Origin of the sequence: Thermosyntropha sp., assembly GCF_017656155.1 — a bacterium.
In the GTDB taxonomy this organism is placed as follows: domain Bacteria; phylum Bacillota; class Syntrophomonadia; order Syntrophomonadales; family Syntrophomonadaceae; genus Thermosyntropha.
On the sequence record NZ_JACDOH010000011.1, the window covers coordinates 62,140 to 75,147 of the forward strand.

At 40.5% G+C, this 13,008-nt stretch carries 12 protein-coding genes and 1 riboswitch; all 12 genes read right to left on the bottom strand.

Annotated features, from left to right (window positions below; genetic code table 11):
- Positions 1 to 50 precede the first annotated feature (50 nt).
- Complete coding sequence (locus tag H0Z36_RS09945; protein WP_296865961.1) at positions 51 to 947, bottom strand: class I SAM-dependent methyltransferase; 897 nt, start codon at positions 945 to 947, stop codon at positions 51 to 53.
- Positions 948 to 988: 41 nt separating this feature from the next.
- Positions 989 to 1,534, bottom strand: coding sequence for a glycerol-3-phosphate acyltransferase (locus tag H0Z36_RS09950; RefSeq protein WP_296865977.1), 546 nt, complete (start codon positions 1,532 to 1,534; stop codon positions 989 to 991).
- Positions 1,535 to 1,576: 42 nt separating this feature from the next.
- Positions 1,577 to 2,107 carry a macro domain-containing protein gene (locus H0Z36_RS09955; RefSeq protein WP_296865962.1) on the bottom strand — a complete coding sequence of 177 codons (531 nt, stop codon included), beginning with the start codon at positions 2,105 to 2,107 and terminating at the stop codon, positions 1,577 to 1,579.
- A 172-nt stretch (positions 2,108 to 2,279) separates the two neighbouring features.
- Positions 2,280 to 2,486, bottom strand: coding sequence for a twin-arginine translocase TatA/TatE family subunit (tatA, locus tag H0Z36_RS09960; protein ID WP_296865963.1), 207 nt, complete (start codon positions 2,484 to 2,486; stop codon positions 2,280 to 2,282).
- A gap of 30 nt (positions 2,487 to 2,516) precedes the next feature.
- Positions 2,517 to 3,116 carry an ECF transporter S component gene (locus H0Z36_RS09965; protein WP_296865964.1) on the bottom strand — a complete coding sequence of 200 codons (600 nt, stop codon included), beginning with the start codon at positions 3,114 to 3,116 and terminating at the stop codon, positions 2,517 to 2,519.
- A 35-nt stretch (positions 3,117 to 3,151) separates the two neighbouring features.
- Positions 3,152 to 4,198 carry a prenyltransferase/squalene oxidase repeat-containing protein gene (locus tag H0Z36_RS09970; RefSeq protein ID WP_296865965.1) on the bottom strand — a complete coding sequence of 349 codons (1,047 nt, stop codon included), beginning with the start codon at positions 4,196 to 4,198 and terminating at the stop codon, positions 3,152 to 3,154.
- Positions 4,199 to 4,201: 3 nt separating this feature from the next.
- Positions 4,202 to 5,878: an ABC transporter ATP-binding protein gene (locus H0Z36_RS09975; protein WP_296865966.1), complete on the bottom strand. Its 1,677-nt coding sequence runs from the start codon at positions 5,876 to 5,878 to the stop codon at positions 4,202 to 4,204.
- Positions 5,851 to 6,756 (bottom strand): energy-coupling factor transporter transmembrane component T, encoded by a 906-nt coding sequence (locus H0Z36_RS09980; RefSeq protein ID WP_296865967.1) that lies wholly within the window; start codon positions 6,754 to 6,756, stop codon positions 5,851 to 5,853. Before H0Z36_RS09980 ends, H0Z36_RS09975 begins: the two co-directional genes overlap by 28 nt.
- A gap of 10 nt (positions 6,757 to 6,766) precedes the next feature.
- Positions 6,767 to 7,720 (bottom strand): DUF4430 domain-containing protein, encoded by a 954-nt coding sequence (locus H0Z36_RS09985; protein ID WP_296865968.1) that lies wholly within the window; start codon positions 7,718 to 7,720, stop codon positions 6,767 to 6,769.
- Between the two features lie 63 nt (positions 7,721 to 7,783).
- Entirely contained in the window at positions 7,784 to 9,589 is a 1,806-nt protein-coding gene (locus H0Z36_RS09990) for an S-layer homology domain-containing protein (RefSeq protein WP_296865969.1), read from the bottom strand.
- Positions 9,590 to 9,604: 15 nt separating this feature from the next.
- Complete coding sequence (locus H0Z36_RS09995) at positions 9,605 to 10,885, bottom strand: prenyltransferase/squalene oxidase repeat-containing protein (RefSeq protein ID WP_296865971.1); 1,281 nt, start codon at positions 10,883 to 10,885, stop codon at positions 9,605 to 9,607.
- A 120-nt stretch (positions 10,886 to 11,005) separates the two neighbouring features.
- Positions 11,006 to 11,224: riboswitch (cobalamin riboswitch) on the bottom strand.
- 102 nt (positions 11,225 to 11,326) lie between these two features.
- Positions 11,327 to 12,655: a nucleobase:cation symporter-2 family protein gene (locus H0Z36_RS10000; protein ID WP_296865973.1), complete on the bottom strand. Its 1,329-nt coding sequence runs from the start codon at positions 12,653 to 12,655 to the stop codon at positions 11,327 to 11,329.
- Positions 12,656 to 13,008 lie beyond the last annotated feature (353 nt).

Genomic DNA, 13,008 nt, shown 5'->3' on the forward strand with positions numbered 1-13,008 from the left:
AATAAATGGAGATAAGCTCTTAAAAGAACCTATCTCCATTTTATCCCTTTCTACATTAAATCTACTGCAAACGGCATACTCCGCTTTATCCTATGCTTTAATTCCCATTCTTTACCTTTGTATTTATCATTGGGAGTTAAAATAAAACTAAAAGCCCAAAATAGACCAAAATAAGGCATTATTTTGGTTAAATAAGACTCTCCTGCCGGATAACGAATATGAGCCAAAGCATTTAATCCACTTTCTTCCAAGTCTTTGCGCAGCTTTAAATCATCTATCCCGTAATATGCCTGATATTCAGCGACATCAAAAATATCCGGCTTGTCTTTCCCTTTAAATCCGTTTTTCAAAAGATTTTTTATTATCGTTTTCTTATTCGTCTTATCCGTAGCTAAAAACTCAAAAAACTTATACCTTCGGGTTGATTTAAGTCGATTAGGATCGGCAATGGTTATTATCACTCCTCGAGGCGAAAGAGACCTTGCCGCTGTTTCCAAAAGTTTTACTGGATCTTTAAAATGGTGCACCGCTGAAGAAAAAATTATAATATCATATTCCTTATTTCCATTTAAAAAAGTGTAAGCATCGCTTAAAACCATTTTTATATCATTAAAACCTTCCTTAGCCGCTCTTTTACGCGCAACACCCAGCATTTTTTCAGATAAATCCACCAAAGTTATTTCAGCCTTCGGGCAGCATTTCTTGATAGTAAATGCGCCTTTCCCCGCTCCCCCACATATATCAACTGCCCTTAAAGATCCAGAAAGATGCGGCATAAGCATATCAACCACTGCTGAGAATACCACATCATATTCCCTATAACTATACTTAGATTCTTCAAAATCCTCATAAAACTGCACTATGGCTTCATTCCCATATTTAAGCTTATTAGCCTCTAAAACCTCTTCTTCCGAATAATGTTCCCATGCTTTAGGCTCCACTACCATTTTCTCCCTCCACCCCTCTAACTCTGTTATTCGACAAAAAATTATCTTTTCCTTTTGTCTTCAGCAAAAACCGGATTTAAAATAGATCGGACATGGCTTAAAACAAGCAATCCGCTCATAAATACCAGCCACCAAAACTGATAAAAAGAAAAGAAAACAAGGGTAATCCCCAGTACAGCCAGAGCTCCGGTAAGGTTTGCCAGATCACTGTGCTTCAATCTCCAATAAACTATACCCCAACCTAATCCAAAAACAGGCAGGGGCCAAAAAACTCCTCCTGCCAAAATGCAGCCTAAGGCTGTAGCCAATCCTTTACCTCCTCTGCCTTTCAGCCATAGGGGAAAAATGTGTCCCGCAACTGCTGATACTACAGCTATTCCCGTATCTATCCCAACATAGCGGGCCAAAACAACTGCCACAACTCCTTTGCCTGTATCCATAATAAAAACTATAACTGCTTCCTTCCAGCCTAAAATCCGCGCAGTATTCATAGTTCCGACATTTCCGCTGCCATGTTTGCGGACATCTATTCCCCGCAGCCTTCCTAAAATATATGCCGTGGGAATGCTTCCCAAAAAATAGCCCATCAATATTCCTGATAAAATAAGAATATTTACCAGCTCCTCTTCTTATATCAAGTCCTGCAAAACCTTTTTATGCACTTCAAAGGCTTTTTTATCAAAAAGAACAAAGCGAATCAACTTAACCTTTTTCAAACCAGGAACAGTTTCTTTTACAGTCTTTAAGGCTACCCTGGCCGCTTTTTCCAATGGATAGCCAAAAACCCCTGTGGAAATAGCAGGAAAAGCAATGGAAACTATTTCATTTTCTTCTGCCAGTTTTAATGCATTGCGATAACAAAGAGCCAAGAGCTCATCTGCTGGCTCATCTATGCCATAGATTGGGCCTAAACAGTGGATAACATATTTATTGGGAAGATTATGTCCGCCAGTTATAACTGCTTCACCAGGCTTAATCGGGGCTAATGGCCTGCACTCTTCTTCCAAGCCTGTTCCTGCCGCTCTATGAATAGCCCCTGCTACTCCACCACCCGGTCGAAGATAGGCATTAGCAGCATTCACCACAGCATCAACATCCGGCTGAAAAGCAATATCTCCCTGGACGACCTCCACTTCGACTCCGAATAAATTCAGTTTCATAATCCCACCCTTTTCTATTGAACTGGCAAACCTTTTTAAATATTCATATTTAGTTTAACAAAAAATTCTTACAACAAAACTATTAACTACATATAAAAAAAGTAAGGTCTAAGGTATTTAACTTTAATACCTCAGACCCCAGCTATAACCAGTAACCGACAAACATCCAAAATCAAGCTTCTTCTCCGTTTTCTTCAGGAATCTGTTTGGCAGAAACTTTAAGTTCGTCTTCTCCGCTTCTCGCTTTTTTAAATCCCTGCACCGCCTTACCCAAGGATTCTCCTACCTGAGGAAGCTTTCCCGGACCAAATATAATGAGCACAATAATGAGAATAAATGCTACCTCCCACGGCCCGAAGTTGCCGATAAAACCGAACATATCCCTTCCTCCCCTTCAATCTTTTCCTGTTTATGTATTTATTATATACCTTTTAAAGCGAAGTAAAATATTAAAAAAAGGTTTTCCCAGAAAAAATGCAAAAACAGCATTGCCTACCGCATGAAAGGTGTCAAAGGGAAAGCTTGCAATATAAACACCGATTAAACTCTTAAAACTTAACGAATAAATAAAAGTAAGCCAGTGCCACAAGTTCATTATAAAACCGAAGAAATATCCAGCAATAAAACAAAGAGGCACAAAAAACCACAAATTCAACTCTTTCCTGTTTTTTCCTACAATTCCGCCCAGAACCCCACATAATCCCCAGGCAATCATCTGCCACGGAGTCCAGGGGCCCTGTCCCAGAAAAAAATTAGAGATAAGTCCGCTCAAGACTCCTACCGCTGCTCCTGCCTGCACTCCCCAGACATAACCGGTTATCATGGTTATAAAAGTTGAGGGGGTTACATTCGGCACCGGGGCAAACGCTACCCGTCCAGCCGCCGCAAAGGCAGCCGCAGTTGTAATTAAAACTAATTTAAGCGCTGAAAATTCCTGTTTTCCCAGGCAAAGAAAAAAAACACCCAAAACCAATAAAGCAATTATTCCGGAGGCTAATCCCCAGTTCACCTGTCATCCCTCATTTATATAAAATCCCTTTCAAATCAAATTTTTATTTTATTAAAAATTAAACCTATCTTAACTTTTTTTGTCTTTCCCGCTGCAACCACTTTTCTTTTCAAAGGAAAAGGCTTCTCAGATAAAGCTTGAATTGCATAGGCGGTAGAAATAACCGATGCTTTCCTCGAATTTTTAGTCCATTTAAAACCACCACTTCTATCCTGCAGTGAAAGAAGATGAACGACCGCATTTTTTTTATTAACCGTCCAGGTTTGACCTTTATAGTTTTGTTTTGCTGCGATGAGCCCCTGAATAACCCAGGCGTCAGAACACGCATTAGCTTCCCTTATCGCCCATCCCCCACTGAAACCTCCATCTTTTTGCTGACATGATTTAAGATATAATAAGGCTCTTTTTACTGCCTTTGAATTTGGTTTTTCTCCCAGAACTATCAGGGCTTGTAGAGCTGCTGCTGTATCATCACTGTCTCCCTGAATCCCTTCTGCCCATCCAAAACTGCCATCCGGATTTTGCCTATCTAAAAGCCACTTTCTCGCTTTAGCAGCATTAGGCACCTTAATTCCGGCCGACGCCAGGGCTAATACCGACCAGACATGGGCATTTATAAGACCTTTCTCTCCTTTGTCAATCCTTGCAAACTGCCCGTTCGGCTGTTGCCAGGATTTTATTTTGTAAGCCAGATTTTCTCCCCGGTAAACAGGACTTGCTCCAGCTGCACTTAAAGCTAAAAGGGTACGGGCATAATCAGTTGTGCTTTTAAGCTGCCCTCCATGCTTATAAAGATAATCGAGAGGTGTCCCTCCTTTTTTCTTCCACTTGCTCTTCTTTACATCTTCTCCTGCTGCACTGAGTCCTATTATTACCCAGGCAGTAGTTCGCGGATCACTTTTACCTCCGACTTTATAAGGAAACCCCCCATCGTCATTCTGAACTTTTTTAAGATATGCTATTCCGCGTGCAACGGCATTTTCAACCGGACGGTCACCAGCATAAAGATAGCCTGCCGGATAAGTTGCAGCAAAAAAGAAGGTCAATATCAGAATACAGGAAATAAACTTCTTTCTTAACATACTTTAGCCTCCTGAAAATTTTTTCTCTTCCTTATCTTCTAGAAAAGCTCTAATAACCTTGTCCCCTTCTTCTAAAGTTACAACCCTGTCCACCCTGCCGGATAACAAGCGATTTATCTGAGGGGAATAGAAAAGAGCATTATTCATTATTTCATATTTGCTGCCGGCTGCGGCTATTTCACCTTCAAACATTATTAAAACCTTATCGGCATATTCAGCAGCAAACTCTATATCATGGGAAACCATAAGGATAGATTTACTTTCTCTGCATAGCATTTTCAAACACTTTCCCAAATCTTCCTTCGCCAAATAGTCAAGCCCCCGGGTAGGTTCATCCAAAAGCAGCAAATCTGGATTCAAAGCTAAAATGGAAGCCAGTGCGGTTTTTTGCCTTTCTCCCATGCTCAAATCACGTGGATTGACAGCAGCATAAGGTTCAAGATTAAATTTTTCTATAAGCTGAGATGTTTTTTCTTCTTTATTCTCTGTATTTTCAAGGCTGAAAAGAATTTCTTCCTCAACTGTCGGCAAAAACAGATAGTCATCCGGATTTTGCGGAAGATAACCGGCCTTTCTGGCAATCTCTGAAGCCTTCATAAATTGGATGTTTTCCCCTTTGATACAAATTCTGCCTCTCTGGGGCTTTAAAAGCCCGGCTATATTTTTAAGCAGTGTAGTCTTGCCCGCCCCATTTTCCCCAAAAACTGCCCAGAATTCGCCCGGAAAAACCTTAAGGCTTATATTTTTCAAAACTTCTCTTCCTCCAGAATAAGTAAACCAGACCTTATCCATTTCCAAAACCGGAGAACAAGCATTTTTTCCCCTAATCCCCATTTCTTTTAAAAAAACGCATTTTATTGGCAAATCTGCGATAAGGCTTCTCCCTTCCTTTACCGTAAAGGGGATTTTTTCAAAAGGCAAACGGCTGAAAAGCTTCAGCAAAGGAGGCAAAAGAAACGCTTTATTTTCAGCCATCCATGCACCCCATTCATTTTTATCAGAAGAAATATATGAAATTTTGCCCTCGTCCATAACTATTATTCTATCTGCCAGATGCAAACACCTTTCCAGCCTCTGCTCGGCTAAAACCACCGTTATTCCGTTTTCCTCATTAAGCCGCTTTAAAATATTAAATATCTCCTCCGCAGATGCCGGATCAAGCTGGGAAGTCGGCTCATCCAAAAGCAGAACTTCGGGCTGCATAGCCATAACTGCTGCTAAAGCCAGCCTCTGCTTCATTCCTCCGGAAAGTTTATCCACACTTTCATGAATATATTCCCCTAAATTTAAAAAAGCGGCTGTTTCTGCAACCCTTCGGCGCATAACCGGCAGAGGAAGTAAAATATTTTCCATGCCAAAAACCAGTTCTTTTTCCACTTTAGTCATAAATATCTGGCTTTCCGGATCTTGCCCTAAAAAACCGATTTTCCCGGCCTTTTCCTTCGGCTTCATCTTTCTGACCTTCAAATTATCAATATAAACTTCACCCTTATAATCCCCCCGATAAAAATCGGGAATAATCCCGGCTATAGCTCTTAAAAGTGAAGATTTACCGCTTCCGTTTTCCCCAATCAGCAGAACAAACTCTCCTTCTTTAATCTCCAAATCTATATCTTTAAGGGCAGGTTCCTCTTTTTCCGGATAAGTATAAGTTAAACTGCTGATTTTGATTTTAGCCATATTTTTTCACCTTCTGCTAAAAATGCCGGTATACTGAAAATAATAAAGATCGTAAGAGAACTTAAAAAGTCCTGCCAACACAAAGGATTCAACAACGGATAAAACTCATATCTTCCCAAGCCTTCAGTCAGGAAAAATCCACTTAAAAATAATCCTGAAACTGCTGCGGCAAGGATTATATAATCCCGCCTCCGCCACAAATCCCGATAGTAAAAACTCCTTTCCCCTCCATCATATCCCCTCGTGTACATAACTTCTGCCATATTAAGCGACCTCTCTAAAGAAGAAGCTAAAACTGCGCCGGAAAGCATCCCAACTTTTCTTATCTTGTCCACAAAACCTCCTTCCCTGTAATCTAATCCCCGGCACTGCTGAATTTCAGCTATTCGCTTAAAATCGTGTAAAATAAGGGGAAAAATTCTCATACTTAAATTAAGCATAACTGCTGATCTTCTCCCCACCCTTGCCCATAAATCTACAAGCCTGTCCGGGTCTACGGTAAAAGTCCAAAGGGCAAAGCTGCTGATAACTGTTAAAAGCCTTATACCCATAGTAAAACCGTAAAACAAAGCCTCCAGGGTAAACTTCACCGAAAAATTACCTAGGTTAAAGCTCATAAATATCGCAGTACCGCTCTTAGAAAACCAAAGATTTATAAAAACTATGATGAAGAGCATAAAAAAGCTATACCTAAGATAAACCTTGAAACCCGTCCAATTCCCGGAAGATATAATAATAAACCCACTTGCCAGAAACAAAGCTGAGAGATGTAAAGGATTCGAAAAAACTAAAGCTAAAACTAAAAAGGAAAAAACTAAAAAAATCATTACTGCTGGATGCAGAGAATATATAAGATTATCCTTTTTTTGATAAAACATAAAAATCCCTCTATTCAGCCGGTACCCGAATAATCTTATCTCTGGTTATAACTGCCCCATACATGTATCTTATCTTTTCCGGAGACTTGAGGATTTCAATCGCTTCGGTCAAGCTTTCCTGGTCATTCCCTGCTATAATCCAGCAGGGATTCTCATCGCCAAGCCCTTCTCCTAAGGCTACTACTGCTGCAGCACTTATCGCAACTGTTTTTACAGGGTCTCCCTGCAGAGATAAAATTTCAATCCCTTCTTTGGTAAAGTGAAGTCCTGAACCATTTTTTCGGTAAGCTTGATTTAAGCTGTTAAGATACCCAATTTTTTCAAGCTGCTGCCACTCTCCTATAACCAGAACTGGATTTTCTCTTTTTTTAAGCCTCTCTTCTTCAATGCCTGCAATTTCAACTTCTTTTACCCCTAAAACAATAAGGCTGTTTTTAAGTTTCTCGGCCAGTTTCTGATATTCGGGGAATGTAAGAATTACCGCCTTTTTCGTTTCTCCCCGGTAGCCATTACAGAAAGGTTCGGGATAACAGCCAATAACCGCAGAATTTACCGGGCCTGCAACCCAAGCATGATAATCCCACCAAATAACATCACCGTTATGGGCCGGCATATCTCCTGCTCCAACATCAGAACATATGCCATTTACATAATAAAACCAGTCTTTTCTGACCCCGGAGTTTAAATCACCTGCGCTTTTAATCCCGTTTATTGCGCTTACAAATCCGCCTCCATAAGCAGTTTCCACCTCAAGATTTTCTTTTAAGATTTCCATAACCGAATTTTCTTCATCAAACTCTACCTCTTTATCATACAATACCTTATTCCCAAAATCCTGAGTTACTATAAGCCTTGCTCTAAGGCTTTTCGTCCCATCTGCCGGTTTGTCCTTCCATTCCATACAACCAGCAACACTTAACAGCAGAATCAAAATTAAACCTAAAACGGTTAAACGCCTTTTCATTATACCACCCTTCATTTAGTTAGACTGAGGGCTTTACCTCATGGCAAAACCCTCTTCTGATAGTCAAAGCTCACTTTCTAAAATACGATAAACTATAACTGCTGCTTCTGCCCGGGTTAAAGGCTTATCTCCCCGGAAAGTTTCATCTTCATAACCTTTTATAATACCTATCTGGTACACCTTCTTAGCTTTTTCCCTTCCCCAGAGGGGAATATTCATTTCATCTTTCCAAACAGCACTACTGCCTGCAAGCTGCTCCTCATCCAATCCTAAATAATTATACAACATAACCGCAGCCTCCAGCCTAGTAATATCCTGTCCTGGGCGGAAGGTATTGTCCGGATAGCCTTTAACAATTCCCTTCCAATAGGCATTTTGCACTGCTTCATAATACCAGTCACCTATTTTCACATCGCTGAATTCAGCCACAGGCTTTCCATATGATTTATCCGCATCAATACTTGATAAAAGCTGCACCATTTCAGCCCGGGTTATATTTCGTCCCGGTTCAAAACTTTTTTCATCTGTCCCTTTTATTATGCCCATTCCTGCTAAAACTTCAATCTCATCTTTAGCCCAGCTAAAAGTTTCATCTACATCCGCAAAGGTTTTTACAGGCATCTTCTCAATTACCGCAAACTTGGTAAAATGTTCTACCTTGAATAAAACCAACCCTTCTTCTGCATCAATAATTCCCGGCAAATCCTGCCATTTGTTCTTTTCTTCATCATAAAAAGCCGGGGTAATCCGGTTCAAATCCAACTCTTTTTCTATCGGAAGCCTTATGCTTATAACCGCTGAAGCAGCAAAATTAAGCCCGGAAGGCTCAAATTCATAAACCCCAGAAAGTATTTTAATCCCCAGCTTCTGCGGATGAGCTGAAGGTTTCAATTCGGTTATGCTCACCTCAACTGGGCTGTTCAAAGCCTTTTTCGGAATTCTAATGGCTGTTTCGCCATCTCCAATTATACCGCCCTTTTCATCTGTTTCCTTCTTTATATTCACCATGTTAGCCCCTAAAGCTTTCAAAAGCTCTTCCGCCTTTTTATCATTCATTCGTTTATCACGATTCAAAATCAAGACTTCATTTTCTATATTTTGAATATGGGAAAGATACTTCTCAAATACTTTATCTTCTACTGCCGGCAGCTCAACTTCTTCCGGTTTTTTAAAATCTGCAGCATCTGCATCTTTAGTATAATCCAGGGTATAAATCCATTCTACAACATCCCCGTTCTTGAGGATATAATCTGCCGCCGACACCCGGGGATATACCCCATTTACCTTGTACTTCCATCCACTGTTTGGATAGCCTGGCTTCTTTTCCGCTAAACCATTTATAGCTGCTACATATCCTCCTCTCACTTCAATAGTTATTCCCTTTAATTTTGCAACCCTCTGCAAAACTTCTAAAACTGTCCCCCCTTCCTGAAGCGGAACATTTTCGGCCAAAATCCGCCCCATGCTGCTATCACCGGTTATGCTCAAAAAAACCTTTTGTTCCAGTCCATCTTCGGAACCGCTGCCAGGATTAGAAGGAGAATCCTGTTCCACCTTGAAATCAATGACCTCAGAAAAATCTGTTCCCGAAACATATGCCTTATAATCTCCTTCCGGCAGGCAAAACTCAAACTGGTAGCTGCCGTCGTGACCGGAAAAAACCTGTCCTATATATGCCCTCTTTTTGCCATCTGCCCTTTCAACCAGAAGGTTTACCCAGCTTAAAACCGGAGCATCTCCTTTTATCGCAACTTCACCCGGACTGCTTACTATCTCTGCTCCCGCCGCAGGCAAAGGCAGAGCCGAAACAAACAAAAAGCCTACAAGTAAAAGGAGGGCTAAAAGCCTGTTTGTTCTGAATCTACCCACTTAATTCTGCCTCCTTTATTCTGTTTTAACTTTAAAAACAAATGGGCTTATAATTGATTGCGGGTTCTGCCACTTATCCCATATCATAATCCGCACCTCATAATTCCCTTCTGCCGGCAGGCTCATCCCTCCGCTTATATTTTCCACTTCGCATGCATCTATTTCCCTGCTCAAAGCCTGATAGTAAAGCATCTTTCCCGGGCTGCTCAGTTCATAAAGCCCGATTACAGTCAAAACATCCTTTTTATCTCCTTCTGGATTATTCAGAGCAAGTTCAAATTCAAAGTCGCTGTCAAGCTTAGGAGCAGGTGCCTTCACAGTTGCATAAAAACTGCTTAGTTCAGGCAGAGGATGGCTGTACTTTGACTTATCATCCTCTAAATCAGCTAAAGCCAAGAGGGCATTGCGGGTAGTCATGTTGTTAACCTGTTCCGGCGCCCACGGTCCATAAAATCCACCAGAGGAAAGCTGATATTTCAAGAGGGCATCTACCATGGTTTTATCTCCTTTTTTCCATTCATCATCCTGTGGGTCAATTCCTAAAGCAATCAGAGCCTCAATAACCGCCGCAATAGAATCAGGAGATTCGCTGGGATATTCTGTACCTTCCCAGATATAAAAACCAAACCCTGCATCATCATTTTGCTTTGCCTTCAAAAAATTTACCGCTTTATATACCGTATCACTTACCATTTGCTCTCCTTTATAAGGGGCCAAAGCAATAAGCGCATGGGCAGTAGAATCAATATCTATTCCCCAGCCGCTTTCATTAAAACCACCGGCATAATCCCCTTCCTGTACTTGTTTAGAACAGATATATTCCACTGCTTTTGTCCTATTGTAATCGACACTAACCCCATTTTTCTCCGCAAAATCAAGGGCAATAACCGGCCATATAGTCTGATTTAAAGTAGGTTCATCATCCGTGGAACTAAAATATCCCCCATCTCTCTGCATCAACTGCAAACTATAAACATATTCTGCAACATCTTCTCCCCTGGCCAGCCCTCCTAAAATAAAACGTGCATAATCAGAAGGACTTTCAGACTCCTGGCTTTGATAAATTATCTTCTCTAGCTTTCCTGCTTTACGCAAGCCCAGGCTAACCCAATCATTCTCCCCACCAGTAAAATCAGCAAAATTCGCGTTTATATAAACAGCAGCTTTATCCAGAGCAACATTAATCTCATCCTGTGTGGCTGCATAAACCGGGTTTATACCTAAAAAACCCAGCTGTAAAAACAAAACCAGCAAAATTACAGAGGCAATATTTTTTTTGAATTTTACATTCACCATCAACAACCTCCCTAATCTTAAAATAAAAATAAAAACAAAAACGCCTGACTAACTGGTCAAGCGCAGATTAGGCGGCTTTTTAAGCACCATCCTTTTCTCCTCCCTTCTTATCCCCAGAAGTCAGATTTCTTCCTTACCGGCAGGTCTCCTGGCTTAAGGTCATCCTACTCCCTGCGCCTTCCCATATACCCCCCACCTTAAAAGGTAAGCAGGCATACAGTGGATCTTATGCAGGTTTTGTCCCTAACACAGTAGGGGGAACTGCAGCGGATTCTCACCGCTTTCCCTTTTAAAACAGCCGCCAAATTAGCGGCCGTTACCGGTAAGGTAATATTCAATTTTTATACAAAGATATTTTAACTAAAAAAACAAATAATATCCAGTTAAAATCATCACAAAAAAAAACCCTCCTGAGAGGGCTTTTTATTATTTCTTTAATTCTTATTCTGCAACAACTTCTTTATCTCTAGGTAAAACCAGATTAAGCAAAACGGCTACAATCGCACCAGTTACTATACCGGAAGAAAGCAGAATCTGTAAAGCTTCAGGGAGCTGAGACAATATATCAGGTCTGAAAGTTACCCCAAGGCCGAGACCAAAAGAAACTGCAATTATAAGCATATTTCTTCTGGTCAACACTTCCTGGCGAATTATATTCAAACCAGCTCCGGCAATCATACCAAACATAATTATTCCGGCTCCACCTAAAACCGGGTTAGGCATAATAGCAATCAAAGCACCCAGTTTAGGGAATAACCCCATAAGGACTAAAATAATCCCTGCTAACATAACTACATAGCGGCTTGCAACTCCGGTAAGAGATACAACCCCTATATTTTGGCTGAAAGTAGTTGTAGCACCAGAGTTAAAGAAACCAGCAATACCAGCTCCGACTCCATCACAAAGAATACCAGCAGCAAGCTCGTCATCATTAAGCTTTTTGCCGGAAGCTTCACCTAATGCTAAAAGGTCACCAATACTTTCGATCGCTGAAACAACATAAGCAACTATAAAAGGAAGCAAAGCAGCCCAGCTAAAATGCCATCCGAATTTTAAAGGAACTGGAACTGAAAACCATGCAGCATCAACTACCGGTTTAAAATCAAGTTTGCCCATAAAAAACGCAACAATATATCCAAAAACTATACCCAAAAGAATGGAAGATGCACTTACCATACCTTTTCCAAACTGATTTAACAGAATAACTACAATCAATACAGCTAAAGCAAGACCTAAATTAGATACACTGCCGTAATCAGGAGCCCCAACTCCACCTGCTGCCCAGTCAATACTTACAGCAATCAAGGTTAAACCAATCAAAGAAACAACCGAACCGGTAACAATCGGGGGAAATAATTTTCTAAGCTGAGGAATAAAGCGGCTCAAAATAATTTCAGTAAGAGAGGCAATAACAGTGGCAGTATATATTCCGCCTAAACCCAACTTACTGCCAACAGCAATTGAAGGACCAACAAAACCAAAATTAGTACCCATAATAGCAGGCATTTTAGCCCCAACAGGGCCTACTCCGCGCGACTGAATAAAAGTAACAATACCAGAAGCAAAAAGTGCAGCACTTACAATAAATGCCAAGTCTTCAATTGGCACCCCTAAAACTCCACCTACTACCAGCGGAACAGCTACAACTCCAGCAAATGCGGCCAAAATGTGCTGAATAGCTAAAGGAAGCGCAACAACCAATGAAGGTTTGTCCTCAATGTGGAAACGAATCTCTGGATTTACTTCGCGTGCAGCAGTTTCAGCAGACATTAAAACCCTCCTTTTATTTTTAAAATACGATATTAATAGATGAGACCAAAAAGCTCATCATTAAATAAAAAAACTTATTACAGACTATCCCCCCTCATGAATTTAATAAGATTATAATTTATATCTCTACCAAAAACTTATCGCAATAACCGTGCCAAAGAATAAAATTCGAATTTATCATAACTTTTCCCAAACTAAACAGAAAAAATTCCCCTGAATATTTTTCCGTTATGAAAAAAATTCACTTTTACTTTAGGGCGTTTTTGAAGTTAAAACTCCTTACGAATCGAAACAGATTTAAACTTGGGGACGGTTCTCGAATTAAAAAGCATTACGAATCGAAATAGATTTAA

What these genes read in the sequence shown, in the direction of transcription:
- H0Z36_RS09945 (WP_296865961.1), bottom strand. Translation starts at nt 947, where the DNA reads ATGGTAGTGGAGCCTAAAGCATGGGAACATTATTCGGAAGAAGAGGTT.
- H0Z36_RS09950 (WP_296865977.1), bottom strand. Translation starts at nt 1,534, where the DNA reads ATGGGCTATTTTTTGGGAAGCATTCCCACGGCATATATTTTAGGAAGG.
- H0Z36_RS09955 (WP_296865962.1), bottom strand. Translation starts at nt 2,107, where the DNA reads ATGAAACTGAATTTATTCGGAGTCGAAGTGGAGGTCGTCCAGGGAGAT.
- tatA (WP_296865963.1), bottom strand. Translation starts at nt 2,486, where the DNA reads ATGTTCGGTTTTATCGGCAACTTCGGGCCGTGGGAGGTAGCATTTATT.
- H0Z36_RS09970 (WP_296865965.1), bottom strand. Translation starts at nt 4,198, where the DNA reads ATGTTAAGAAAGAAGTTTATTTCCTGTATTCTGATATTGACCTTCTTT.
- H0Z36_RS09975 (WP_296865966.1), bottom strand. Translation starts at nt 5,878, where the DNA reads ATGGCTAAAATCAAAATCAGCAGTTTAACTTATACTTATCCGGAAAAA.
- H0Z36_RS09980 (WP_296865967.1), bottom strand. Translation starts at nt 6,756, where the DNA reads ATGTTTTATCAAAAAAAGGATAATCTTATATATTCTCTGCATCCAGCA.
- H0Z36_RS09985 (WP_296865968.1), bottom strand. Translation starts at nt 7,720, where the DNA reads ATGAAAAGGCGTTTAACCGTTTTAGGTTTAATTTTGATTCTGCTGTTA.
- H0Z36_RS09995 (WP_296865971.1), bottom strand. Translation starts at nt 10,885, where the DNA reads ATGGTGAATGTAAAATTCAAAAAAAATATTGCCTCTGTAATTTTGCTG.
- H0Z36_RS10000 (WP_296865973.1), bottom strand. Translation starts at nt 12,655, where the DNA reads ATGTCTGCTGAAACTGCTGCACGCGAAGTAAATCCAGAGATTCGTTTC.